The sequence below is a fragment of the Paenibacillus sp. FSL E2-8871 genome (assembly GCF_038000345.1).
Classification (GTDB): Bacteria; Bacillota; Bacilli; order Paenibacillales; family Paenibacillaceae; genus Paenibacillus_AQ.
On record NZ_JBBOBV010000001.1, the window covers coordinates 2,137,998 to 2,163,954 of the forward strand.

Sequence of the window (25,957 nt, forward strand, 5' to 3'; positions counted from 1 at the left end):
CTCAATTATAAAATTTGTTCGAAGGAAGATTTCGTTGGAAATTGCATCTCATATAGTTCCTTGTATCGCCCATTTCGCCGGAGTAGGTCTTCATGATTTCCCAACTCCACAATCTGTCCATGCTCCAATACAACAATTTGATCGGCATTTTGAATCGTGGAAAGACGGTGGGCGATAACCAGACAAGTTCGACCTGGAAGAAGCACAGATAACGCATGCTGAATATGTTGTTCAGATTCCGTATCCAGAGCAGCAGTAGCTTCGTCCAAAATAAGAATGCGAGGATTGGTCAAGAAAGCTCTGGCTATTGACAATCTTTGCTTTTGTCCTCCGGAAAGCTTGGCCCCTCTTTCCCCGATGGGCGTATCATAGCCCATTGGAAAGGCTGAAATAAATTCGTGGGCGTTTGCGGCATGGGCAGCCGCTTTGATCTCATCTTCTGTGGCCTGAGGTTTACCGTACGCAATATTTTCACGTATCGTGCCATTGAGGAGAATTACGTCCTGAGATACGATCCCCATCTGATGACGAAGCGACTTCACCGTCACTTCCGTTAACGGATAACTGTCAATATAAATGTCTCCTCGCTGAACGTCGTACAAACGGGCAATCAAATAAGCAATCGTTGACTTTCCTGATCCTGACGAACCAACCAAAGCCGTAGTTTGGTTACATGGAATCCGCAATTGGAAGTTTTGTAGAATGGGATGTCCTTCTTCATATGCAAATTCAACATCATCAAACACAATTTGTCCTTTTACGGGCGGTAGAACAATCGCTCCTTCCTTATCGTAAACCTCTGGAACGGTTGTTAAGACTTCTTGAATGCGCTCGAATGCTGCTGCCGATTGCTGCACTTTGGTAATCATTCTGCTAAAGGAACGGATGGTCGCTTGCAACAAACGCAAGTAAGCTAAGTAAGCTACGATATCACCAACGGACATATTCCCATGCATAACCTGCCACGCTCCGAACAGAAGCACCAACGTCATACCTACATAATTCAGCCAATCGATAATTGGCGAGAAAGTTCCCGATAACCTTGAAGCAAAGACTGTGGCTATCCGATGCTGTTCGCTCAATGCCTCGAACTGCTTAGCTTCCGCATCTTCACTTGCAAAAGACTTGATCATCCGTATGCCTGACAACGTATCTTGAAGTGAGTTGTTTAACTGAGCTGATATGTGACGTACCGCTCTATAGGCACTCTTAATGCGCAGGCTGAAATATCGTGATGTTATAAATAAAAAAGGCAGGGTTATAAGTGTAATTAATGCTAGTTGCCAGTCCGTATATAATAAGTACCCCACGATCGCAGCGAAGGTTATGACATCCGCTATGATGGACAGGCTATCGGCTGAAACCAGTTCCTGTAGTTGATTTACATCACTCGTTAACCTTGCCATAAGATCCCCGGTCCGATTACGATCAAAAAATTTCAAATCCAAATTTAATGTGTGTTTGTGCAATTTGTTTCGCAACTGGAAAATTGCCTTCTGACTAACAATTGTCATTACATAACTGCTACTGAAGTTAAATATCCCCAGCAGCAATGCAGCTAGCAGGATAAGACCTCCCGTTTCTAGTAGCGCATAATAGTTTTTTTCAGGGATGATTTGATCTATGATCTCTTTAGTTAACTGAGGGATCATAAATTCAAGAATGGAAATGGCTATCACTGTGACGGCACCAAGCATAAGAAAGACCCATTGCGACCTTGTGTGCAAGAACATCTCCTTAAACATGATGCGCAGCGATATAAAATGCTGCTCACGACTCTGCTGCTGGTCCCCTGAATGCTGAGTTTGTTTCATTTTGCATCACATACCTTCATGTTGTAATATCCATCACGGTTATCAAATCAGATCATATCCACCTCTGAATTGATGTAATTAGATTATCTAACTATACGACCAAAAAAATTATCTCCCCGATCTAAGTCGTTTTTCTAAGCTTGCATTTAGTTTAACCAACACTTTTTGGAACACCGCTTGCTCCTCTTTATCTAATTCATCAACAAGGGATGCGCAAGTAGACCAGAACGTAGGCAATATTTGATTCACAAGCGTACTGCCTTCAGCGCTAATACGAACGTGAGTCATACGGCCATCCTTGGCATACGGTTCACGAACAATCAAATTTCTTTTCTCCAGCCATATTAACAAGGCCGTTACGGACGATCGGCGAATACCCAATCTGTCTGCTAAGGATGAAGGTGTAACCAATTCCTGATCTGCGTGAAGGGATAATAGGAGTAATAGATCCAGCTTGCTCTCCGTGATGTCAAAAGCAGCTAAATCAATATCCACCATGTCTAAAATGTTATCTCCCAGCCAGAGCATAATTAGGCCCAGGTGCGCAGAATTTAGATTGGTATCGGATGAGGCTGTACGCTCCATCAACTTCAAATAAGGCGATGTTCCAAGTCTCGGTAATTGTTGCTCGGTCGTATATTCCTTGGCAGGCTTTCTTTTCAATTTGTATACCTCCTTACTCCTATAGTTAGATTATCTAATTACATTGAATATAACTGATTTCTTTTATTTTTGCAAACCAGATAAATAAACAAAGGTAACTCTAGAGGCAGAGTTACCTAACATCATGGATACGAGATATGCACAGAACTCCGAAAAACTAATTTGTGAATAATCCGGATCGGATGTTTATACAGCTTTAATTGCTTTCCATTAACGTACCTATTCTTGCCACACCACTCTTGAGCGCCGCTCGAATAACCGCTTCCCGGATACGCTCCACTACCCGTGGATCAAACGCATTCGGCATAATATAAGTTTCATGAAGATCACTGGCGTCAATTACTGAAGATATCGCCTCTGCAGCAGCCAGTTTCATATCTTCATTGATTTCAGTGGCGCCACAGTCAAGGGCTCCACGAAAAATACCGGGAAAACAGAGAACATTATTGATTTGGTTAGGAAAATCGGAGCGCCCTGTCGCCATAACCTTGACGTAAGGCGCGGCAATTTCAGGATCAATCTCCGGAGTAGGATTGGCCATGGCAAATACAATCGGATCAGCAGCCATTCTTTTTACATCACCTAGCTTTAAGGCACCGGGGGCGGATAGTCCGATAAATACATCGGCACCCTGAATAACTTCAGATAAGGAACCTCTCTCCAGATGAGGATTCGTAATTAGTGCAAACTCGCTCCAATGCGATTTATCGTAATGGACAGCACGGTTAATTGCACCCTGGCGGTCCACACCGATCAAATTTACAGCACCGGCATGCAGGAGCATCTTAGATACGGCGATACCGGCGGCTCCAATACCATTGACCACTATCTTTACATTCTTAATGTCCTTGTTGCATACTCTTAATGCATTCAAAATTCCAGCCAGTACCACAATCGCCGTTCCATGCTGATCGTCGTGGAAGACTGGAATATCGAGCTCCTGCTTAAGTCTCGCTTCAATTTCAAAGCAACGAGGCGAAGAAATATCTTCGAGATTAATGCCTCCGAAGGTAGGGGCGATTGCTTTAACAATCGCGATAATTTCCTCGGTATCTTTTGTATCCAGGCAGATTGGGAAAGCGTCCACATCTGCAAATTGTTTGAACAACGCTGCTTTGCCTTCCATGACCGGCATGGCTGCTTTGGGACCGATATCGCCAAGTCCGAGTACAGCTGTTCCGTCACTAACGACCGCCACCGAATTTTTCTTTATCGTATATTCGTATGCTTTATCTTGGTCTGCGGCGATAGCCTGACACACTTTAGCTACTCCGGGTGTATATACCTTGGATAAATCCTCCATGCTTCGAATAGGGTTCTTCAAGCCTGTCTCCAGCTTGCCGCCGACATGCATCTTCATTACTTCATCCATTATTTTCATTACTGTTCCTCCTGTTAATTGCAATTTATTTTTCTCTATAAGCTTTCTGGCCGTATGCTTGACATCCTAATCAGCTCCAAAACCGCAATAGAATAGTTGCCACAATAACAGTGCTGACGCCGCCGATCCGGGTGGAGATCTGGGCAAATGGCATGAGCTGCATACGATTGGAGGCAGAGAGAATGGCTACATCTCCGGTTCCACCCAAGCCGCTATGGCAGACGGTTACAATTGCCGCATCGACAGGGTACATATTGATTTTTCTTCCCACAAAATAGCCGGAAACCACCATGCTGAAGACGATGGCGAGGCAGGTCAGCACATAAGGTAGAGAGATAATGGCAGCTACATCCTTCAGAGGAACGTATAGCATGCCCAAACCTACCATGAGCGGCCATGTCAGGTTACCAGCAACGAACTTATACAACTGGTAAGCCCCATTTTCGAATCTTTCGGGAAGCGCCTTGACACATTTGATCAGTACAGCCATCAGAATCATGACAATCGGTCCGGGTATCCCTACATAATCTGCAAGCAATGCCCCAACAATGAAGAAACTGCATGCGATCAGAAGTCCCGCACCCATCATCATGAAATCTTTGGGTTTGCTATCCGGATTGTCATGCTGTAGATCGTCACCGGATTTGACTAGTGTACCGTTACCGCTTAGATGGGGCTTTTTCTCGCCCAGACGTTTCAGGAAGCCCGCCACAATGATGGCGAATACGTTGCCGATAATTGCAGACGGGATCATCTGCGATACGTAATAACCCGCTTCGTGTCCACCCAGAATGCTTGAGTATGCAATCGAGAGAGGAAGAATGCCTTCACCGATTCCACCGCCAAGGATCGGTACGATAATAAAGAAGAAAGTATGATACATGCTATAACCTGTGAGCGTTCCTACCAGTAGTCCGCCGAGAACCGCTGCAATCGTCCCGACGATCAGCGGGATGAAGATCCGCGTAATACCCGCTACCAATGTTTTGCGGTGCATGCCGAGCATACTGCCACTCACCAGGATGGAGATGTACAAGTACAGAAAGTTGGCCTCTTTCATCAATGTGGTGACAGCGTCTGTCACAGTAGAGTTGAACAAATTCAAGTAAATCAGCAGGGATGGGATCATAAGGGCCATGATTGCGGGGCCGCCTATATTTTTCAACAAGGGAAGCTTCATACCGATATCACTCAGCAGAATACCCAGAACCATAATGACAGCGAATCCTCCAATCATGTCATTCGGTAGCTTCCCCGCCACACTTGCAAGAAGAATGACCACTGCCAGAGCTAGATACACAGGGAGCGGAAAGACACCGACCTTAAATTGCTTACATTTTTGAATGAAGGCAGCCTTTTCTGGCAGGGGACCTTCCTTTCCTTTGGAAACAGGTGATGGAATCGTATTTTGCATTTTTCATTTCCTCCTAAACTCTTTTCTAGCCTTATAGTAGCGGAAATGAAAGCGCTTTTGTTTTTACGTAATTATTGATTGAATTATAAAAATTATTAAAGTAAGCGCTATCAAAAATAAGCAATCAAAAACCGCCGATTCCATATAAAACACGGAACCGGCGGCCCACTCCAAGAGGCTATATGAATTTAGAAATCACAGAACTGCCGCGGGAAGACATGCGATATCGCTGTACAGGTCTTCCTATGGTGCCATAGGTCAATTCACTGTTCAGCGCTCCCATATCTGCGAGGACGGCAAGATATTTCCCGACCGAAACCCGCGAGATTCCGGAACTAACTGCAATCTCTTCAGTGCTAAAGGAATTTGCATTATGGGTCTCCACCGCTTTCCAGACCGTCCGCAATGTATGCCGGGTAAAGCCCTTGGATAAATCCTGAACGGCCGAGGGCTCTTTCCTATACCCGGTTAGCTTATCTAGTTCAGACTGATCCAGGGAATCCTGATTGCGGAACAGAAAATTCTGCTCCTTGTAGGCGGAAAGGGCTGCGAGAAAGCGTTGAAACTCAAACGGTTTGATAAGGTAATCGACTGCACCGTTCTGAAGCGCGTCTCGGATACTGTCCTTATCGCTCGCAGCTGAAATGATAATCACATCTATTCGTTTACTGCCTCGACGGAGAGCGGACAGCAGCTCCAATCCATTGCTCTCTTTCATGTAAATATCCAGCAGAATCAGCTCGAAAGACTCATCTGCCAATTTGATCAGAGCTTCACCCACTGATTTTGCCCAGCCTTTACACTGAAAACCTTCCACTTGCTCCAGATAGAATTTATTCATCTCGGCTACCATCGGATCATCTTCTACAATCAATACACTAATCATTGACCATCACTCTTTGCTCGATAGGGTAAACTAACCGTAAATCGAGTCCCTTCTCCCTTTCCTGTTTCACAAACAATCTTACCTCCCATAGCTTTAAGGCTCCGCTCAACCAGATACAAGCCGATGCCTCGGTCATTTCCTTTTGTCGAATACCCCTGTTGAAAAATAAGCGGCAATTTCTCATCTGGGATACCGCTTCCATTATCGCTAACCGTAACTACCAGCGTCTTATCCTGATATTGAAAGCTGAAATGAATATATTTGCTGCCTCTACCTTCCGGCGCTTCCATTGCATTATCCAAAAGATTACCGACTATCGTAATGAGTTGGCAGGAGCGTTCCGGATCGCTAGGCTCCGGCAGAACCCCATCCTCCAGAAGCACCAGTCGAACTCCGGCTTCTCTGGCCCGGCTCAGCTTACCCAATAGAAATCCCGCCATCACAGGGTCCTTCACTTGTCTCACCACCGTTCCCATCTCTGCCTGTGTTGTTGTGACAGTACTTGTTATATACGCCTCCAACCGATCATACCTTTTCATATGTGTTAATCCTAATATTACATGCAGCTTGTTCATAAACTCATGCGCCTGGGCACGCAATGCCTCAGCATATAAGGAGATGCCAGATAACCTTTCCATAAGTATGCTGATCTCCGTCTTATCACGGAATGTGGCAATTGCACCTTCTACAGCTCCCTTTACATGAATGGGAACCACGTTTGCCAGTAACGTAACACCGCTATGCTCCACCTCCAAGTCCTGGCTGGCTTCACCGGTTTTGAGCACTGTATTCATCCGCAGTGATGGCCAAAAGCTCTCTACCGACTGGTTCAAGGGATCATCCTGCATGCCAATGGCTGCAAGCAAACGCCTGGCTTCTGTATTAATCAAAGTAATACGTGACTCTTTATCAACGGCAATGACTCCCTCCCTAACTGACTGTAGCATGGAGTTACGCTCTTCCAAAAGCTTAGCAATAGCGGCCGGTTCCATGCCAAACATCATTTTTTTGATAACACGTGCCAGCAGAAATGCTCCCGCAGCCCCTATTAGACTGCCTATAAGCAATCCCCAATAAAGGATTCCCACGTTCTCTCTTATGGCAAGTCTGATGTTTCCCAGTGATATCCCTACTGCCACCGCTCCTAATTGTTTCCCACTTGCAGAGAAGACAGGTGAAAACGCTCTTACAGATGGGCCCAAAGAACCCTCGGCTTCCGAAATGCTTTCCTGCCCCTGCAAGACTGCGGCTTCGTCGCCACCGATAAAATGCTTACCAATTTTGTCCTTGTCCGGATGGGAATATCGGATCGCATTCATATCCATGACCACAACAAATTCCACATTGTTCAACAATCGGATTTCCTCAGTGTAGCTTTGCAATTCAGACGAGCTGCGTGATTTGTTTAACGCTTCAATAATTAGAGGGTTACGCGATAACGTACGGGAAATGATCACAGCCTTTTGTTCCAACGAGGATTTTGTTTGTGAGGAAACCTTTATACTAAATAGCACATAGACCACTAGCAGCATTATGATAAGAACTGCACCAATCATCAAAGTAATTGTTGTTTGCAGCCGAAGTGTATGTTTGCCAATTTTCATCAGCTGTCCCTCCGGAAATTTTTCTTCATTCTAACGTATACGTGCAAGGATGGCTATGACCTTATACGCTACACCGTTATAATAAAACAACAAACGCATGGCTAAGATGAGCCCAAGCGTTTGTTTGCCTAGCCGAAAAGAGGCAGGGGGATAACTTATTGTGCTTTTACGAATTCAGCGGATTTCATACCCGTTTGGCGGCCGAAAATAATGATTTCCGCAACAGAGTTACCGCCGATCCGGTTTTGACCATGCAAGCCTCCGGTAACTTCGCCTGCTGCAAAAAGGCCTGGAATCGGTTGTCCGTCTTTATTTAAAACTTCTGTGTTGGTGTTGATTTTCACGCCTCCCATCGTGTAGTGAATTCCCGGGCCGATTTTAATTGCATAATATGGCGCGCCGGACAAGTCATTATCCATTCCGGTTGTTCTGCCGAAGTCGGCATCCTGTTTATTCGTCACCGCGCTGTTCCAGGTCTCTAGTGCAGTTTTCAACTGATCTGCCGGTACGTCCATTTTTGTTGCCAAAGCCTCGATCGAATCTCCTTCGATAACGAAGCCCATTTTTTCATATTGTTCAATCGCTTTAGCGCGAGATTTTACGCCGGAATCAAATACAAGAAACGCAGACTTCTCAGGAAGCTTATTGATTGCAGCGGTGACATTATCTCTTGTATCCAGTTCGTTTGTGAAACGTTTGCCTACACTTGAAACCAGGATCGCTCCTTCCCCACGAACAGCCTCCCCAATGAGATAGGATTTTTCCTGCTGCACAGTCGGGTGAACTTGGATTTGATCCATATCGACTGTGGTACCGCCGAGCTTCTCAATCATCTTGATACCGTCACCGGTGCTGCCCGGCTGGTTGGTGGTAACGTACCCCTCCAAATCAGATCTGACTCCTGAAATCATGTCTAAATTGGCGCCGAAACCGCCGGTTGTCACCACGACAGCAGACGCTGTAATCGTTTTCTCTTCCGTTTGGTCAAAGATAACTTTGACGCCATTGACCTTACCGTCTTTTTCGGTAATTTCCTTGACATTGGCGTTCACAAAAAGGGGAATGCCTTGTTCTTGTACGTTTTTCACCAAGCCTTTGACAAGGTATTGTCCTACTGCAGAGCCATCTTCAGGACGGTGTGTGCGTTTTTCGTTCATCCCGCCTGTAATCGTGATATTATTCAATCTAATCCCGATAGAATCCAGCCAATCAATCGCACTTGCGGAATTGTCTACGAAGAAACGAAGCATCTCTTTATCGTTCGTATCATGGCCACCTTTTAAGGACTCTTCATAAAACAGATCATTGCTGTCTTCAATGCCTTGCTCTTTTTGGAATTTCGTTTCAGAAGCATTCATTCCCGAAGATGATTTTGTTGTATTTCCGCCGGCAACCGGCATTTTTTCAAAAATAACCGGGTTCATACCCTTTGCTCTCGCCTCAAGTGCAGCAGACATTCCGGCACCACCTGCACCAATAATGATGATGTCATATTTATCTTTTAGTTGATCGTACGGTGTATAGCTAGCTTTGGATGCTCCCGAAACAGCTTCAGTTTCCTTTGTCTCGTTGATCTTGCTGGTGTTCTTGCTGGTGTTCTTGTTCCCGTTTCCATTGTTGCTGTTGCTGTTGCCACATCCTGTGATAACAAGCATGACTGAGAGAACGAGAATAAGAGCAGTGGTTACTTTTTTATTCATGTTATAGCTTTGCCCCCTTGTGAATATTTTTACAATCAGCTTAACGGCAAAGACCCTGCCCTTGAAAGTTTATGTAACTAAAAAAAACGTTTTGTAACTAAAGTAATCACTGCAATGTGTATGAAAGACCACAGGTTAGGGGCATAGCTCAAAAAAAAGAAGAGCCTTTAGGCTCTCCTTCGTTTACAAGATCGCTTTCATCCGATTGTTTCTTGGATTATGCTCTACTTCCGCAAGACCCAATTCTTCGAGCAACGGTGGGATATACATTCCAAATCGCCCCCGAAGTCCCTTCTTTAATCCATACCAACCGCCAACAGGGTTTTCAGGTGAACGCCCCCATGCTTCAACGGTACCTTCTTTTGCTGGTTTTTGCTCATCAGCACTTCCTAACTCCATCCAATCACCATTTTGTATAAGCATGGCGTGCAGATCTTCAATACAGCGATAGTCATAATGCAAAACCGTTTTCCCTACAGTGCAAACTATAATTTCTTTACCGTCTTTTTCGACCTTGTACATTTCATACTCGGATGTTTGCGGTGGTGTCTTTAATTTCCAAGGATTTTCCTTGGTTCCTGTAGCTGTCGTCATATTTTCAACTCCCAAAGTAACTCACAAAATTAGTAAGTTCTACTCATTTTATTATATTTGCATCACCTTACTATACTTCATTACCTTTATTCGTCCTACTCAGTATAAGAAAGCTTGCACTATCATTCCAAACTACTCAACTCCACCACATCTCCACTAATGGCCTTCACAGCATAATTACAATCTAACTTCCCGCACAGCACATACTTCTTCTGCCCAGGATCATACACATAGACGGGTGTTAATTCGAACCATCCCTTGAGCTTGTCATAAGCTTCGTCATGGCTTACAGAAATCCCCTCTTCGCTCTTGAACTCATCAAACATATCGAGCATTGGCTTGTTATCCATATAATTTATAACCTTATAATTCTGCACATCGATGAACAGGAGGATCTTACGCTGGAATATACGATTACTTGGCGCCTTCATCCTCAGTGTTGCCTGAATATGTCCTCTTTCCCGTTGAAAAGTCTTCAACATCCATTCTCCGGATTCATCCGGAAAGAGCTGGCTTAAACCAGCTTCGACTGCGGCTATACATTCGGCTTGTTCTGCGTCTGTGATAGGAAATGAGTCCGGATGCGGCTCACGAGCTATTGCCTGCTCAATGGTAGCTACCTCAAGTAGGCGTATCTCCGTCCTTTCGAACGGCTCCAGCTCCGTATTCTGTTGCTCCCAATGGATTACTTGATCAATATTCAGTCGTGCTCTTGTACCTGATATAAACTCAAATGGGATGGTGGTTGTTCCGTCATTTGTAATGTAGATTTCTTCTATCCCATAGATCGGCAGGAGTTGCTTCGTCTCGTACACCGGATATTCTATAAGCTGTAGTTGTTTCCTCGCCTGTGGCTCTATCGTTTGAAGTGTGAGAGTATAGTTCTCTTTGTGCACAAGGGAGCTGGAAGGAAACTGGCCATATACACTGTAAAAAACAAGCCTGCCTTCCGCATCGAAGCGAAGCTCGATCCGTCCACCAGGAGTGACTGGTATGCTACCTATTTTTTCAATAAAATGATATTCTCCAATCTGTTCCTTCTCTAAGTGGAATTGTTTACCGTATACAATCCTTGCCTCATCTTCAATCCACCGGATGACTCCGTTAAAATCTATATTTTGGAATGGTGTCCCATTCGCATAAGATATCCCGCCAACAAAAATCACACTTTTATAGTTGCGGGATTGTAGGTCAATCGTGATGACGGCAGTTCCTTCCGGATTGTAATCGCCCTTCCATTCCTTCATATGTGCAGGAAACCATTCCATACTAAGAAAATAGTTGGTCTCTCCCAGTATCGTAACGTCGCGATAAATTTCATGAGAGTGTAAGTAGTAGTTGTCCAATCCATATTTTTGCTGTGTGGCATCAAGCAGTTCTTTGATTCGAATATCCATTATAGTGCACCCCATAAAATTGATGCCTACATCATACCATTACTTAGTGTTGATTACGAAGCGCAGCAGCGAATATTCGAGTCGATTGTTACTTATTAAATAGTAAAATCTTCTGAATATTCTACATGCTCATGCAATGGGCTTTGCTGATGTTCAGAAAATGATCAGTAACTTGGGTTTTAATAATGCAGAGTGTAATAATATTTTGCACAACCTTCACCAGAATTCTATACGTGAATAATGACCAAAAATTTTTATTGGAGGTAAATCATCATGAATGACATCATCGATGGAAATGCGGCATTAATACAATTTTTCCCACTTCCAGCGCATCTTTATAGTAAGGATATTGCTTGTATCGTAACTGTTGCTTATGCAGAAGAGCAGGGACCAAATTTAACGAGCCTCATAAATGCTCTATACTCCAAGGGATATATAAACCTTGATCACCTACTAAATTCCACATGGAAAAAACTATACCAAGTTCCGAGGTTGGGACACAAAAGACTGATGCTTCTACTTAATTTACTAGAACGAATTTCTGCAGATCCCAAAACCATAGAAAACCATACCATTGTCCCTCGTGTTACAATGCAGAGTAAAAAGGATATGAAAGAATTAACTTTAAAGAGGATTATAAAGAAGTATAACGAAACATCTGTGGTGGTATTAACTGAAGCTACCGAAAAAGAAGCTCGTATAAAGAAAATTAAAGATAGACTCCGTGAAATGGGGTTGATTATATAACAATATCCCGCCAATAATCACTGATGGGAATCTTTTTTATGATCGATTTGGCTTGTGTGCCTGGATTACCTACCAACGAAATGCAATATACATGCATGAAAAAACTCAAGCGGCATTACGCTTGAGTTTTTAAGATGTATTACAAATTGTTAATAATTTTTTTAAGCTCTTTTGCCGGTACTCCTGCAACGACAGTATTCGCTGGAACATCTTTAGTGACAACTGCTCCTGCCGCAACAACAGAGTTATCTCCAATCGTCACCCCGGGCAGTATGGTAGCGTTTGACCCAATCCATACATTGTCTCCAATGATAACTGGAGAGGGATAGGTTACATTTCTCGTTTCTAAAGGTAACCCATGATTAAGAGTAGCAATCGTGACATTCATACCAATCATTGTACCGTCCCCTATATTAATTCCACCTCTATCTTGGAAGGAACAACCTGTGTTGAAAAACACATTCTTCCCTACAGTGATATTTTTCCCAAAATCTGTATAAAACGGCGGAAAACACATAAACGACGAATCAACTTTATTGCCTGTAAGTTCACTAAAAATCTCCACTATTTCTTCTTTTGAATGATAGGATGTATTCAATTCCATTGTGATCTTTTGAGCTTGATAACTGCATTGAGTTAATAATCCATGCAATTCTTTATCCTCACCCGAAATTGAATTTCCCTTCTTACAAAAATTAATAAATTCTTTCATCTCCATTTTTAAAATCACCAGCCCAATTTAATTATACTTCTGATAATGAGGTTCATATGTTTAGAGTTCAACCTTTTCATTCACATCATAAGTTTATATGATTCAAATGACTAATACTTATACCAAATACACTCTTATGCTTTTTAAGCATAGATATAATAAGGAGACTGTTATGGAAATTCGTGTATTACGCTATTTCATTGCTGTAGCGAATGAAGAGAATATATCGGCTGCTTCAAAACAGCTGCATTTGTCTCAACCTACATTATCAAGACAATTAAAAGACCTTGAAATGGAATTAGGAGCAACTTTATTTGAAAGAGGAAATCGGAAAATTACTTTAACAGATGAAGGGAAGTACTTATTTAAAAAAGCGAAGGAAATCATTGAGCTAGTAGATAAAACCGAAGCCAGTTTTAAAGAATCAAACGAGCTGATTAGCGGAGAAATTTACATTGGTGGTGGTGAAACAGAAGCTATGAATTTCATTGCCAAAGCATCAAAAGAATTACTTGAACATTATCCAAGTATTCGATTTGATTTATACAGTGGTAATGCTGACGATATTACTAGCAGGTTAGACAGTGGATTATTAGACTTCGGCATTGTCATAGAACCCACAGATAAACAAAAATATGATTATATAAAATTACCTGCTACTGATGTTTGGGGTGTTTTAATGCGCAAAGATAGTCCTCTAGCGTACAAGCAGTTCATCCAGCCAATAGATTTAATAGATAAACCACTGTTAATTTCACGTCAAACTGCTGTCAGTAACGAATTCACAGGATGGTTTGGAGCGAATATTGAGGATCTCAATATTGTCGCAACTTATAATCTACTTTACAATGCTGCACGAATGGTAGAGGAAAATATTGGATATGCATTGTGCTTGGATAAACTTATTAATACATCAGGAGATAGCAAGCTTTGCTTTAAACCTTTAAACCCCAAATTAGAGGCTAATTTAAATATTATCTGGAAAAAACATCAAGTGTTTTCTAATGCAGCAAATAAATTTTTAGCTCAGCTACGAAACAATATAAAAATATACAATTCATAACTGTAGACAATAACCTTGGAAAAGCGATCCCCCCAGTCGTAACGTATGTTTGTATGGTAGCTTGTCTTCAAAACGCAAGAAAAGCCCAAGCTTTTTTCTCAGCTTGAGCTTAGTCTTGCGATATTAAATGTTGTGCCCTAGCCAATGACACACAGCACTCCATATGTCTCAAGTATTAAGCACCCATATTAACCTACGACAACGCCAACATCGCGTTCATATCTTCCTCGGCAGTAGTAATCAACTTTAATCCAAAAAGATCTACCAACACATCCAACACCCCATCCGAGATAAACTCAGGCGGTTTCGGTCCGATACGAATATCCTGAATGCCAAGACTGAACAAACCAAGCAGAATGGCTACTGCTTTCTGCTCAAACCAAGACAGCACGATGCTGACAGGTAGCTCGTTCACCGTACAATCAAATGCCTCAGCCAGAGCTAAAGCAATCTTCACCGTAGAACCAGAATTATTACATTGCCCAAGGTCAATATAACGCGGAATGCCTGTGTCTCCAACAGTTCCATAATCTACGTCATTAAAGCGGAATTTTCCGCAAGACGTGGTTAAAATGACGGTATCGTTCGGTAAGGAGGTCGCCAACTCGCGGTAATAATTCCCACCTTTACCTGGCGCGTCACAGCCTGCAATGACGAAAAACCGGCGGATATGCCCATCTTTGACAGCTTGAATGATCTCTGGTGCCAGCCCGATTACTGTTTCATGATGATATCCTGTCGTAAGTACCAGATCTGACTCTACATCAGCCGCAGGTAATGACAACGCACGATTAATCAGTGGGGAGAAATCGTCATTCGTGATTTTCGCTACACCTTCCAGCCCTGCTACTTCATATGAGAAAAAGCGGTCTGCATACGTACCCTTAATCGGCATCACACAGTTTGTAGTTGCAAGAATCGCACCAGGAAACTGCTCGAAAAGTCTGCGTTGATCGTACCAAGCTTTGCCGATGTTGCCTTTCAGATGTTTATACTTCTTGAGCGCAGGATAGCCATGGGCAGGTAGCATTTCCGAGTGGGTATAGATGTTGATGCCCTTTCCTTCCGTCTGCTGCAGCAATTCCTCGAGTGCATACAGGTTATGCCCTGTCACCACAATACATTGACCTTCAATTTTATTCTGGCTGACTGTGATTGGTTGTGGAATCCCGAAGCGGTCCGTATGCGCACGATCCAGCAGATCCATGACGCGAACCGCCGCATCTCCAACCTTCATCGCCATTTCCAAATGCTCCTGCGTATTAAAGTTGGAATTGGTCAAGGTCATGTACAAAGCTTCGTGGGTAATACGATCCACTTCAGAATCGCTATATCCTAGCTGCCGAGCATGTGTTGCATAAGCTGCAATTCCTTTTAAGGCAAAAATCATCGTGTCCTGTAAACTCGCAATGGTTTCATTTTTGCCGCATACTCCAACAACGGTGCAACCGCCAGTCGGTGTCTGTTCACACTGGTAACAAAACATATCGTTATCCTCCATATTTAGATAATCTTTCGTTACTCTCAACGTAACAGAACACCAAACCTTGAGTTGTGATTACACACACATTTTTTTTAGATCAAGCAGATTTAAATGGCCGTCTATTGATAACAACCATCATTATAATAACGCCTATACAAATGAAAATATTAATCCCAAAAACCATTTTGAACGCCTGTAGCTGATTCTCCTGCCCTATCTCTCCACTCACCATCCCAAGTCCAAGTGCTGAGCCAAACACCATCCCCGCATTTCGTGTTAAGGCAATTATTCCTCCAATTGAACCTACGTGTTCCTTAGGCGTCTGCTGCATAATATAGCTATTATTCGGAGAAGCAATGAGCCCCATCCCAAGTCCAATAAGACATAGAATCGCAGCGATTCCATAGACCGGGATATACTCTAAAAATACTAGCAACAGGATGAACCCACCACCCATAGCACTCAGCCCCATAAGCATCAGCCGACGAGAACCATAACGATCGGACCAGTAGCCTGCAAGAGGACCTGCAAAAGCCAATGCAATGGGATAAGCAGCCATAATATAACCGGTCGTGGAGGACGAAAACTGAACCGCTGCTCCCATCAAATAAAATGGAATAAGGACAAGCAAGGTATTAGAAAGAATAAAAGAGGCACAGCTAACGATCAAGCCACCCGCCACAGCAGGAATTCTCAGCGCCCGAAGAGGTAAAAAAGGTGTCTTTTGCCTCCGTTCCCATAATAGAAACGTGACCAACAACAAGAGAAACCCCATCAAACTCGCCATCGTCTGCGTAGACACCCAACCCCACTTGCTCCCATTTGTTATCACGAGAAGAAGCAAGGTAATCCATACCATGAACAAGCTAGCCCCCACGATGCTGACAGTTCCCGACTTACGATCTTCCACACGGCTCGGAATGTACCGGTAAGCCATAACTGTAGCCACAATCGCCACAGGAACATGGATCAAAAATAGCCACTGCCAGCTAAGCCACTCCGCAATCAACCCTCCCGCAATAGGGCCTGTCATCCCGCCCAGTGCGACTGCCGTACTCAGAATTCCGAGTGCATGTCCTCTTTTCTCTTTCGGCATATGGATGGTGATGAGCGCAATATTCGTTGCTTGGAACATCGCAGCGCCTATGCCCTGCACAACTCTAAGCGTAAGCAATATTGGCAGACTAGGTGAAAAAGCGACCAAGATCGAACCAACTGTAAAAATCACATATCCGAGATTATGAATGCGGCGAAACCCATAACGATCACCCAGTTTTCCCATCACAGGGAGAAGCGCAGTAATCACTAGTAGGTACCCTGTTGTGATCCATAACCCCTTCGCAAGCTCCGTCTGAAAATGATTTATAAAAAAAGGAAGCGATACATTCATAATTCCGGCTGTAAAATGGGAAATAAAAGCTCCCATACAAATAGCCGCCATCATACCCAACAGTCGCCTGCGGGTGCCCGCTAGCTCTGTATTTTTTGCAACAATCATACTGATCCCGTCCCCACTCATATTTGTCTAAGAATTACTAACAATTATAAGTAGATCCATTGCCAGGACCAATCCCATAAAGATGGGATTTGAGATGTTTAAATAGGCTCCAGTCAGTACAGCCTTATCTTCCCCCTCGCTTTCACAGTCATATATTATATCTGCCTCAGCTTGCCTTCTTCGCAATTCGGAAAGTAGCTATAAAGCTTAAAATTACGAAAAGAAGCTGGATCGATAAGGCCAAGAGGATTCCTGTCATTACGCCCCATCCAAAGGATTCACTAATGGTAATTAGGGCACCGCCTAATCCGATGCTAAGAGCAGGACTAAACGCATCAATAAATTGAATATTCGCTGAAATTGAACCTGCATCGCCATCTTCGGCATGCTGTAGTGCAATAGCTCCCGTGGTTGGATGTGCCAGCCCTATTCCAAAACCGGTAAGTATTTGTGAGAACACTGCGAGCACAATTCCATTACCTGAAATGCCTATCACGGTTATGACCAGCGCAACTCCGACAATCATAAATGCAACGCCAATCATCACCCGTTGTCTACGGCCCCTCCCATGGTCTTGTTCATCAAGCTTGGATTGCAACCACGCTGCTATTGACCAACTTATAGCCCCAGCAGCAACGATTAAGCCCGCAACATCTGCCGATAACCCTTTAACATTTGTTAGTGCTAGCACAACATAGCTTTCAACAGCATAGTAGCATGCAACAAACAGCCCTCTAGTAACAATGGTTGCCGGCAAACCTTTTTTAACTACTAATGCACCCTCTGGCAGCAGTTTCCGTAAAGGTTGAATCATAATCAAGCCCCCTGCAATTGAAATCACAATCCCCTTCCAATAAGGTAAAAATCCTAATCCTGCTAATAGCAGCCCTGTTCCTAATGTTAACAAAATTGCGTATATTTCTTTATTCGTCCCTCTTTTCGTCGATGAAGCATTATTATTCTCAGCTTGTAACTTACGAAATAATGGGAGCGTTAACCATACAGATAGAACAATGAAAGGCAGAACAAGCCAGAACACGAACCTCCACGAAAGATTTTCGGCTAAAAGCCCTGCGATATAAGGACCAATTAATGCTGGAAGAATATAAGCACTAGAGAAAGCTGCAAGTATTTTTGTTCTTAGATTGTCAGGGTAACTTAAAGTAATGCTGGAATATACACAAGTTAAAAGCGCACCTGCTCCGAAACCTTGAAACGCTCTTCCGCCGATCAACATGTAAATATTGAAGGAAGTTGCTGCAATGACGATACCCGTAACAAAGATTAGAATAGAAACTACAAATGATTTATATACACCATTCTTATCAATCTGCTGTCCAATGACCATTGTGCCAATGATTTGGGATAAAAGAAATGCACTAAAAATCCAACCATAATAATGGATCGCATTCAAACTTTGCGCCACCTTTGGTGCAATCGTCGTAACCCCCAATCCTTCAAATGCTACTGTTGTGACTGCCAGAATAATACCGATAGTCAACGCTCTGTACTGGGCATCAAAAATCCCGATTTTATTATTGCTTGTTCTCATCTTTGAATCCTCCTTATAATTGTCGAAGTATTAGTTGCCATAGCAAGTATTAGATAATAAAAAAAACGATACAAAAACAAATGGTCTTGACGATAATAGTCATAGCAACTAATTGGGTTGAGACGATCTATTCTTTTACAAACAAAATCTACTATAAATCTTTTACATTATTATGAATGACAGAAAGTAGCCTTCTAAAGGTTTCAACCTCTTCCTCAGTTAACCCTTCAATGGTCTTTCTATACGCTTCAAGAGAGGGAGCAAGAATCTCATCTTTTATTTCACGCCCTTTAGAGGTTAGATATACACGTAAAGATCTTCTATCCGTCTCATGGGTTACACGATGAACAAAGCCTTTCTTTTCAAGCTTGAAGAGCATACGCGCAATGTTAGTTTGATCTTTATAGAGTCTTTCAGCAATATCCTTTTGAGTAATCCCTTCACTCTCCCAAAGAATAACGAGGATCTCCCATTGGTCCACCGTAATATCAAAGGGATTTACCACTTTTTGATAATAGTTATTCAGCTTTAAATCTGCCCGGTGTACAATTACGCCTATGTATTTTTCTAATTCCAATGGTATGGCCCCCAGATAATTGACATGATTATAGTTGCTATGACGAGTATAATTGTAAAGGCTAATAAATGCAACTCTAGAATATAAGCTCCTTATTTCGCAGATTTCAGCTTCTTCTTCTCTTGAAGCCAGCCCATCACTAGAAGTATTAGTGGAATGATAAACAGCATCGGAATCTGGACATAGAACCGGACGACACGTAATCCTGTATAGATAAATTCTACATAGTTTCCTGCCATCGCAATGGAACAAATAAACATAACCATAGTCACGGGGATCATTAATTTGCGATAGAAGGGAATACCGAACAATGTTGCCGCACCGATTAGCGTCGCATATAAATAAATGCCGATACGGAAAAAACCACCGACAATAGCCGTGACGAGAAACAATACATCCAATCGTTCTAATAAAGCTCTTCCCTCAATCAACTCCGAGGTTGTCAGCAATGGGTATTGTGTTCTTGTAAATAGATCCGCACCGAGGACAGACACATTTAGCATCGTAACAAGCGCGATAAAAGATCCGCTGATCAATAATCCTGTAATCACTGTTTTCTTCACTTGTTGCGGTTTATTCACATAGGGAAACAACATCAAGAACACTATAATCTCTCCAAAAGGAAATACAACGGTGCTTGGAATCGATTGCCTCAGTACGGTTAACCATCCCTCTTCAAGTACAGGTCTTAAATTTTGAAGATTTACATTCCCAGATGTAACAATCGAAATTAGACCGGTTACAGTAACAAGAAGTAACACAGAAAAAAAGAGCTCCGCTGTCCTCGACAACACCTCAATACCTTTTCCAATGACATACATAACCGAAAGTAGCATCAAAGCAATAATAACGAGAAAGGGAGTCTGTGTAAAAACAAAGGATACAGCCATTGAGGCGAATTCACGGACTACAAAACTCCCATTAAACAAGAAATAGACGACATATAACAAGGCGACGATACGACCCACAACGGGCCCTAATATTTTTTTCGCATATTCCGTGAGCGGAAGATCCGGATAAAATAAAGACAATCGATGATAGATTAGAAATAAACAAATTCCCCCGAGCATTCCGAGGATTGCGGTGATCCATGCATCTTGCTTGGCTTCCGCACCAAATCCGGAGATAATCGCACTCACGATTTCAAACATCAATACAAGGATAAGCAATTGACGGGGACTGATCTTTGCTTTTTCCAATGTCACTCCTTCTCTCTATGAACAATTCATTTATCAGCTATTATCGATACTTTCCATTATGGTTCTATTACGCAACCCAGTATTACGCAAATAAGCCTCCACTTTCACTTTTACTTCAATGGTGGGAAAGGTCACATCGTTCCAATCCCGCTTTAACGTTCTCCATTGCTTAGGGTGATCACGATGCACCACTTCTCCAAATCCAAAAATGTCCGACTTTTGCTGTTGCATTAATTTAATCGTGGCTACCGCTTCATCATGAACGGCTTGCATGTACAGGCGCTCAATTTGCAAGAACAATTTCGGGTTAGTTACATCAATTGGGACATCAACCTCACCAATATTTGCATCCGCGCCAATCTTCACCTCAATAATTGGTTTACCGGATTTATCAAAGCTTGAATGAAATGATGATTTGGTTCGTATATTCTCGATCCCGATTGTATGTGGCTGACCATTCCAATCCATGGTTAACAATGTCGAATTAACTCTGCCTAACACCCATAAGAATCCACGGCTTTCATTTCCGTCTAACCACCTCATTAATTTTCCATCTTTAAAAGTAGCAATTCCATTAGCCATTAATTTGTCTTCTTTATTTGTAGAATCGAGTTGAATGCCAGTAATCGTAGGTTCTTTACCAGATGAGACGATGGCTTGAATGACTTGGTATATTTTCTCATCAATATTTTCACCAAATGCTTTCTCGGTTTCAGCTACCATTTTCTTAATTTTAATGGCAGGTGAATTATCGAGACTCGTTCGTTGTTTAATGATTTCTTCTCCCGTCGTTCCCCTCGCGATAACCATTGTAGCGGAAGGACGAAACTCACTATCCCGCTCAATGCCGTCAAAAAGCTTCTTTATCCCTTGTGTTGTAGCTAAATCTTCACCTACCAAGAGAACTATCGCATGACCATAATGCAATTGCCTAGAAAGTTTTTGTGAGAGAACACGAGTGGCATCAAATACATTATTTCCTTCTGCTGAATATGTGGTTGGAGGTAAAGGCATTGGGCTACCTCCTCCTTGTGTACTTGAGACATTTACAGGATTCACGATCTGAACCGTAACCCTAATGTTCTTTTTTTCTCCTTTATCAATCGCCATCGCAACCACAAAACCGATATCCGTTAACTCTCGACTATCCCAGCAACCCGTAAGGAGAGCAATCATAACCATCGACAAACAAAACCGTGCCATTCTACGTCCCATCTTGATCACCCACTTGCTCTGTTGTAGGCTTCTTCATCAATTTTGGAATCAAATGTCTCATCCAAATCGGTAAAGGTGCATGAATCTGACTATTCTTTACATGCATCATTGGACTATAAGGAGCCATGTAAGGTACACCAAATGAACGTAAACTACACATATGTGCAATGATCATAATCAAGGTAAGAATCATTCCAAAGAAACCGAACGTTGCTGCACTGATCATGAGGAGAAAACGTAACAATCTCGCGGATACAGCAATTGAGAAAACAGGCGTCGCTAGACTAGAGATAGCTGTAAGTGAAACAACAATAACCATTGCCGTTGACACTAAACCTGCTTGTACAGCTGCCTGCCCAATGACAAGTGCTCCAACGATGGATACTGCTGATCCAATTGCTTTTGGCATACGAACACCCGCTTCACGCAGAATTTCAAAAATAACCTCCATTAATAGCGCCTCAACAAACGCGGTAAATGGCGTTGCTTCTAGCTGTGAAACAAGCGAAATCACTAACTGCGTTGGTATCATTTCTTGATGAAAGGTTGTTGCTGCAATATAGAAAGAAGGTCCAATCATCGAAATGATGAACATTACGATTCGTAACAGCCGCAATGCAACACTGATATCATACCGATGATAAGAATCCTCTGTAATTTGAAAGAATTGATTAAAAACGGCTGGGATGATTAGCATAAAGGGCGTTCCATCCACCATAATTGCAATTTTTCCTTCTAAAAGATTAGCAGCGACGGTATCTGGGCGTTCTGTAGGTAGGACCGTTGGAAACGGAGTAAAACTCTGATCTTCTATCATTTTCTCAATATATCCTGATTCCAGAATGCTATCCAATTTGATCTTGCGGAGACGTCGCTTCGCCTCTTCAACAATGCTATCATCCGCGATCCCATTTATGTACATGATCCCTATCCTGGTATGTGTAACTTGACCTAATGTCATCGATTCCAGCCATAAATTAGGATTTCTTATGCGACGCCGAACCATCGAAATATTTGTCGTTAAGCTTTCAACAAACCCTTCACGAGATCCTCGAATAGAAGTATCCGTACCAGGCTCATCTATAGCGCGGACTTCACCGCCCGATGTAGCAATCGCTAGGGCTTCATTCGATCCATCAATTAATAAAATAGTCTGCCCCCACAACAGAGCATCATAGAGTTCATCCCATTGAACAAGCGTCTTCAGACCACCGATTGGAACAATTTTATCAGTGATTACTTGGACCAGATCATTTAATGTCCTTTGTTCATTACTCAGCATGACGTTCAGCAAGACTTCCATGACAAATTGATTAATGGTTGTATTGTTAACAATGCCATCCACATAAATAATTGCGGCTTGAAGCTCCTCCTCCGAGCCCCCAATCGTAAATTCTCGAATAATTATATCTCCACTATTCCCTGTCTTTTGGCGAATCTGCTCTAAATTGACTCTTAATTCTGTTGAATCAATCGGAATTGAAGGGACGGTCCATTGTGGATTGCTTCCAGCACTTTTGCTACTTGCATTGCCATCCTCTGCCATGCCCTTCACCTTTCTCTCCATTATTTGCTGCTCTTTGCGTGATTATTCTACCCATTAACAGCAAATATTATTGGAAGATTAACAATGAAGGCAGGGAAGTAGTATGAAAATATTCGTCGTAACTATACTCTTATTAATCTTAGTAATAGCACTGACCTTTCTGCTTGACTTCATTTCACTCTTTAGCATACAAGAAACATTTCGTAATCTAATGGCTTCTTTTCGCGTCATGAGTACCTCAGAACTCATCATCTTTAATTTCTTGATTGTAGGCACAATAACTTATTTAATGTGGCCACTGGTACAAAAATGGCTGCCACAGCAATCTCCATCATCGCAAGGTCAACCCTCCGAGCATGTCGACAAAACCCAGACGAAATAGTGATCATCGATTTCGATCTTCCAGCCATATGTGGAATTAACTACCCTCCTTTAAAAAAATAAAACCCATGTCTGATGACATGGGTTTTAAAATTAGCTTTTAATATGTGACGTTTAGATTGCTGATCACACTAACCAATAAATTCTTGAACCCACTCACTGTTATAGTAACCTATTCCAATTTCAGTAAAGGAACTATTCAGGATGTTGGCACGGTGACCAGGGCTGTTCATCCATTGATTCATTACTTCTTCCGGGCTCGACTGGCCTTTGGCGATATTTTCCCCTGCTGTATTATAGGAGATCCCAAATGCCTTCATCATGTCGAACGGAGATCCGTAGGTTGGTGACTGATGGTCAAAATAATTGTTGTCGGACATATCCTGCGCTTTAGCCAAAGCCATTTTCGACAGCTCACTATTCAAACTAAGGGGTTTCAAGCCTGCGTTTGTTCTTTCTTTGTTTACCAGTTCCAACACTTTCTGCACTGATGCCGATGCATTGGTGGAGGTTTGCGGATTAGCAGAATATTGTGGGTTGGCCGATTGTTGCGGATTAGCAGAATACTGTGGCTTAGCGGAAGTTTGCGGATAAGTGGTTTGATCCCCTGTTGTACCACCTGTAGGTGGAGTAGTGCGGATAAACCCATCCAGCCATTTCGTTACATCGCCGGGTACTTGTTTAGCATTAATCGTTGATTTCCTAGCATTCTCTGTGGAAATAGAAGACGCTTGAGTTAAGGTTGTTGTTGTAGCTGTTTTGCCAGCATGATGTCCAACCTTCGTTTGTTGAGTAGTCATTTGGTTGTTGGCAGATTGATTACCCGAACAAGCTGTAACGAGCAATAGCGCTACTATTACGATAAATGGTTTAATAACGACCCCTCCTGATTTGGCAAAGTAGTGACTTAATCGAATAAAGTTTTTGTAAAGCACGATTGAATTATTCATCTCTAATTCAAAAAAATAAAAAGCAAAAAAATCCACCAGCAACATTTGTTGCTGTGGATTTTTGAAAGCTTATTATGTATCGAGATCCGTATTCTTGCTCACATAGAGCTCACTAGGCTGAACTTGATATCGACCGGTTTGCAGCAGCTCTGGTAGACGCCCCATCCGTTCCGCTAAACAACAAAGACTTTGCTCATGAAAATTAGAAAGCCCCGTATGAATCCGATCTTGAAAAGGTTTAAGCCACCTTGATTCTAAGTGATCAGGACCGAAATAAACCCCAAGCAGAGAGCCAGCCGTTGCTCCAAAGCTATCCGTATCGTTTCCTTGCATCACCTGCTTGCATATTCCATCACCAACATTGTCTGCAAATCGCAGGGTATTAATTAAGGTGCCTATTTCCTGATAAACATCACAGTGACAATAATTCGCATACTTATGGTTAATGCTCTGATACGCTTCCAGCCAGTCATCTGCATTCGCTACCATCTCAAGGCAATCTTTAGTAATCTCGTAGAATCGGCTTCTTTTAGGTACGAATTGCAGAGCCGTATTGATTATTTCAATGGGATCGCGCTGCACGTGAGCAACAGCAATCGCAGCAGCAATGAACATCGTGGAGTAAATGCCGGTCCGGCGATGAGTAAAACTTGCATCCCGCCAAGCTAGCTCAGCAGCCAGAGCAGGTTGACCAGGACAGGCATATCCGTAAGCATCTGCACGAATCGCCGCACCGCATAGTTCCGTACCTTGCACCATAAAATCAGGCCAAGCCTCTATTTCAGAATGATTGAATAGTTCCTTATCATGTTCCAAATAGCTAATGCCTGATCGCATCAAAATAGCTCTTTCCGGACCCCAAGTTGTACTTAGCGGAAGATGATTTAACCATAAATCTCTTAAATTCCTTTTCGAAAAACCATCACCGAATTGTTCTAGCACCATCATTCCCATTAATGTGTAATTGATATCATCATCAGGTGCCACATAACGAATTCGCCCCCGTGTCGTCTCAAACCAAGACCAATGACGACGATCCAGCGCATGGAGAGTTTCTTCAGAAATGTAATCATTCAGTGGCCATTCCCCTACAGAAGTTAACGCTTGACGTATTTCCAACAAGCTGGGGTTTACCTCTATCGGTTTGCCTAGCATTGAGCCACAGACTGAAGCAAGGAAACCTGCCTCTACACGCTTTGAGCTATCCTTCAGATTCAAAATCCCGACCTGACCTAGAGGTCGAGCCGGATCACATTCCCGCCATATCTCATCTAAATCGTTTGGCTCATAGTAAGGCCAGTTGTCCCTCATTGGAATGACAGCCAAGCTATGGGCGAATTCTAGATAGGCATCATAGCTTGCAGGGAGCTTTTCCAACTTAGCTAAATAACCAGAGGTTTGATGCCCCTGCTCGAATTTATTACGCAGAACTCCCTCTAATTGAAGTTTAAGAAATGTGAGTGATAGTAGCATATTGCATCTCCTTTGTCCTCGTATCTATCCACAATACATCAATATCATAAGCTTTAGAAGTAAAAAATAACTAGACAAAAAAGTATTGGTCGAATATTGATTTTCCCT

General features: G+C 42.7%; 22 protein-coding genes. 3 read left to right on the forward strand and 19 right to left on the reverse strand.

Annotated features, from left to right (window positions below):
* Nucleotides 1-5: 5 nt before the first annotated feature.
* From NYE25_RS09915 to NYE25_RS09955, 9 genes are all read right to left on the reverse strand, one after another.
* Entirely contained in the window at nt 6-1,814 is a 1,809-nt protein-coding gene (locus NYE25_RS09915) for an ABC transporter ATP-binding protein (protein WP_341145807.1), read from the reverse strand.
* Nucleotides 1,815-1,922: 108 nt separating this feature from the next.
* The gene (locus NYE25_RS09920; protein WP_341145808.1) at nt 1,923-2,477 is read right to left on the reverse strand and encodes a MarR family winged helix-turn-helix transcriptional regulator; all 555 of its coding nucleotides are present in this window, start codon (nt 2,475-2,477) and stop codon (nt 1,923-1,925) included.
* 196 nt (nt 2,478-2,673) lie between these two features.
* On the reverse strand, nt 2,674-3,858 hold the full coding sequence (locus NYE25_RS09925; protein WP_341145809.1) for an NAD(P)-dependent malic enzyme: 1,185 nt from the start codon (nt 3,856-3,858) through the stop codon (nt 2,674-2,676).
* 70 nt (nt 3,859-3,928) lie between these two features.
* Entirely contained in the window at nt 3,929-5,272 is a 1,344-nt protein-coding gene (locus NYE25_RS09930; protein WP_341145810.1) for a 2-hydroxycarboxylate transporter family protein, read from the reverse strand.
* Nucleotides 5,273-5,450: 178 nt separating this feature from the next.
* The gene (locus NYE25_RS09935) at nt 5,451-6,158 is read right to left on the reverse strand and encodes a response regulator (RefSeq protein WP_076286516.1); all 708 of its coding nucleotides are present in this window, start codon (nt 6,156-6,158) and stop codon (nt 5,451-5,453) included.
* Nucleotides 6,155-7,762, reverse strand: coding sequence for a DcuS/MalK family sensor histidine kinase (dcuS, locus tag NYE25_RS09940; protein ID WP_341145811.1), 1,608 nt, complete (start codon nt 7,760-7,762; stop codon nt 6,155-6,157). The genes NYE25_RS09935 and dcuS overlap by 4 nt, the downstream gene beginning before the upstream one ends.
* A gap of 155 nt (nt 7,763-7,917) precedes the next feature.
* Nucleotides 7,918-9,462 carry a flavocytochrome c gene (locus NYE25_RS09945; protein ID WP_341145812.1) on the reverse strand — a complete coding sequence of 515 codons (1,545 nt, stop codon included), beginning with the start codon at nt 9,460-9,462 and terminating at the stop codon, nt 7,918-7,920.
* A 183-nt stretch (nt 9,463-9,645) separates the two neighbouring features.
* Entirely contained in the window at nt 9,646-10,056 is a 411-nt protein-coding gene (locus tag NYE25_RS09950) for a DUF6855 family protein (RefSeq protein ID WP_042189670.1), read from the reverse strand.
* 122 nt (nt 10,057-10,178) lie between these two features.
* Entirely contained in the window at nt 10,179-11,453 is a 1,275-nt protein-coding gene (locus tag NYE25_RS09955) for a hypothetical protein (protein WP_341145813.1), read from the reverse strand.
* Nucleotides 11,454-11,726: 273 nt separating this feature from the next.
* Between NYE25_RS09955 and NYE25_RS09960 the strand changes: the two genes are divergently transcribed.
* Nucleotides 11,727-12,200, forward strand: coding sequence for a hypothetical protein (locus tag NYE25_RS09960; protein ID WP_341145814.1), 474 nt, complete (start codon nt 11,727-11,729; stop codon nt 12,198-12,200).
* A gap of 139 nt (nt 12,201-12,339) precedes the next feature.
* Here the strand turns inward: NYE25_RS09960 and NYE25_RS09965 are convergent, their stop codons facing one another.
* On the reverse strand, nt 12,340-12,918 hold the full coding sequence (locus NYE25_RS09965) for a sugar O-acetyltransferase (protein ID WP_341145815.1): 579 nt from the start codon (nt 12,916-12,918) through the stop codon (nt 12,340-12,342).
* 166 nt (nt 12,919-13,084) lie between these two features.
* Between NYE25_RS09965 and NYE25_RS09970 the strand changes: the two genes are divergently transcribed.
* Nucleotides 13,085-13,975, forward strand: a complete 891-nt coding sequence (locus tag NYE25_RS09970) for a LysR family transcriptional regulator (protein ID WP_341145816.1) — start codon at nt 13,085-13,087, stop codon at nt 13,973-13,975.
* Nucleotides 13,976-14,168: 193 nt separating this feature from the next.
* Here the strand turns inward: NYE25_RS09970 and hcp are convergent, their stop codons facing one another.
* The 7 genes from hcp to NYE25_RS10005 form a co-directional block, all read right to left on the reverse strand.
* Nucleotides 14,169-15,461 carry a hydroxylamine reductase gene (hcp, locus tag NYE25_RS09975; protein WP_341145817.1) on the reverse strand — a complete coding sequence of 431 codons (1,293 nt, stop codon included), beginning with the start codon at nt 15,459-15,461 and terminating at the stop codon, nt 14,169-14,171.
* A 94-nt stretch (nt 15,462-15,555) separates the two neighbouring features.
* Complete coding sequence (locus tag NYE25_RS09980; RefSeq protein WP_341145818.1) at nt 15,556-16,956, reverse strand: MFS transporter; 1,401 nt, start codon at nt 16,954-16,956, stop codon at nt 15,556-15,558.
* Between the two features lie 166 nt (nt 16,957-17,122).
* Entirely contained in the window at nt 17,123-18,508 is a 1,386-nt protein-coding gene (locus tag NYE25_RS09985; RefSeq protein ID WP_341145819.1) for an MFS transporter, read from the reverse strand.
* A 151-nt stretch (nt 18,509-18,659) separates the two neighbouring features.
* Nucleotides 18,660-19,085, reverse strand: coding sequence for a MarR family winged helix-turn-helix transcriptional regulator (locus NYE25_RS09990; RefSeq protein ID WP_042189684.1), 426 nt, complete (start codon nt 19,083-19,085; stop codon nt 18,660-18,662).
* A gap of 92 nt (nt 19,086-19,177) precedes the next feature.
* Nucleotides 19,178-20,284, reverse strand: a complete 1,107-nt coding sequence (locus NYE25_RS09995; protein ID WP_341145820.1) for a GerAB/ArcD/ProY family transporter — start codon at nt 20,282-20,284, stop codon at nt 19,178-19,180.
* A gap of 33 nt (nt 20,285-20,317) precedes the next feature.
* Complete coding sequence (locus NYE25_RS10000; protein ID WP_339797060.1) at nt 20,318-21,499, reverse strand: Ger(x)C family spore germination protein; 1,182 nt, start codon at nt 21,497-21,499, stop codon at nt 20,318-20,320.
* Nucleotides 21,489-23,066, reverse strand: a complete 1,578-nt coding sequence (locus tag NYE25_RS10005) for a spore germination protein (protein WP_076286527.1) — start codon at nt 23,064-23,066, stop codon at nt 21,489-21,491. The genes NYE25_RS10000 and NYE25_RS10005 overlap by 11 nt, the downstream gene beginning before the upstream one ends.
* A gap of 82 nt (nt 23,067-23,148) precedes the next feature.
* Here NYE25_RS10005 and NYE25_RS10010 point away from each other — a divergent pair, with 82 nt between their 5' ends.
* The gene (locus NYE25_RS10010; protein WP_042189690.1) at nt 23,149-23,427 is read left to right on the forward strand and encodes a hypothetical protein; all 279 of its coding nucleotides are present in this window, start codon (nt 23,149-23,151) and stop codon (nt 23,425-23,427) included.
* A gap of 130 nt (nt 23,428-23,557) precedes the next feature.
* Here the strand turns inward: NYE25_RS10010 and NYE25_RS10015 are convergent, their stop codons facing one another.
* Together NYE25_RS10015 and NYE25_RS10020 are read right to left on the reverse strand one after the other, a co-directional pair.
* Nucleotides 23,558-24,361 (reverse strand): CAP domain-containing protein, encoded by an 804-nt coding sequence (locus NYE25_RS10015; protein ID WP_256721761.1) that lies wholly within the window; start codon nt 24,359-24,361, stop codon nt 23,558-23,560.
* An 87-nt stretch (nt 24,362-24,448) separates the two neighbouring features.
* Nucleotides 24,449-25,849, reverse strand: coding sequence for an ADP-ribosylglycohydrolase family protein (locus NYE25_RS10020; RefSeq protein ID WP_341145821.1), 1,401 nt, complete (start codon nt 25,847-25,849; stop codon nt 24,449-24,451).
* Between the last annotated feature and the right edge of the window lie 108 nt (nt 25,850-25,957).

Coding starts and splice junctions, on each gene's coding strand:
- NYE25_RS09915 (WP_341145807.1), bottom strand. CDS start 1,814: ATGAAACAAACTCAGCATTCAGGGGACCAGCAGCAGAGTCGTGAGCAG.
- NYE25_RS09925 (WP_341145809.1), bottom strand. CDS start 3,858: ATGAAAATAATGGATGAAGTAATGAAGATGCATGTCGGCGGCAAGCTG.
- NYE25_RS09930 (WP_341145810.1), bottom strand. CDS start 5,272: ATGCAAAATACGATTCCATCACCTGTTTCCAAAGGAAAGGAAGGTCCC.
- NYE25_RS09935 (WP_076286516.1), bottom strand. CDS start 6,158: ATGATTAGTGTATTGATTGTAGAAGATGATCCGATGGTAGCCGAGATG.
- dcuS (WP_341145811.1), bottom strand. CDS start 7,762: ATGAAAATTGGCAAACATACACTTCGGCTGCAAACAACAATTACTTTG.
- NYE25_RS09945 (WP_341145812.1), bottom strand. CDS start 9,462: ATGAATAAAAAAGTAACCACTGCTCTTATTCTCGTTCTCTCAGTCATG.
- NYE25_RS09950 (WP_042189670.1), bottom strand. CDS start 10,056: ATGACGACAGCTACAGGAACCAAGGAAAATCCTTGGAAATTAAAGACA.
- NYE25_RS09955 (WP_341145813.1), bottom strand. CDS start 11,453: ATGGATATTCGAATCAAAGAACTGCTTGATGCCACACAGCAAAAATAT.
- NYE25_RS09960 (WP_341145814.1), top strand. CDS start 11,727: ATGAATGACATCATCGATGGAAATGCGGCATTAATACAATTTTTCCCA.
- NYE25_RS09965 (WP_341145815.1), bottom strand. CDS start 12,918: ATGGAGATGAAAGAATTTATTAATTTTTGTAAGAAGGGAAATTCAATT.
- NYE25_RS09970 (WP_341145816.1), top strand. CDS start 13,085: ATGGAAATTCGTGTATTACGCTATTTCATTGCTGTAGCGAATGAAGAG.
- hcp (WP_341145817.1), bottom strand. CDS start 15,461: ATGTTTTGTTACCAGTGTGAACAGACACCGACTGGCGGTTGCACCGTT.
- NYE25_RS09980 (WP_341145818.1), bottom strand. CDS start 16,956: ATGATTGTTGCAAAAAATACAGAGCTAGCGGGCACCCGCAGGCGACTG.
- NYE25_RS09985 (WP_341145819.1), bottom strand. CDS start 18,508: ATGAGAACAAGCAATAATAAAATCGGGATTTTTGATGCCCAGTACAGA.
- NYE25_RS10000 (WP_339797060.1), bottom strand. CDS start 21,499: ATGGGACGTAGAATGGCACGGTTTTGTTTGTCGATGGTTATGATTGCT.
- NYE25_RS10005 (WP_076286527.1), bottom strand. CDS start 23,066: ATGGAGAGAAAGGTGAAGGGCATGGCAGAGGATGGCAATGCAAGTAGC.
- NYE25_RS10010 (WP_042189690.1), top strand. CDS start 23,149: ATGAAAATATTCGTCGTAACTATACTCTTATTAATCTTAGTAATAGCA.
- NYE25_RS10020 (WP_341145821.1), bottom strand. CDS start 25,849: ATGCTACTATCACTCACATTTCTTAAACTTCAATTAGAGGGAGTTCTG.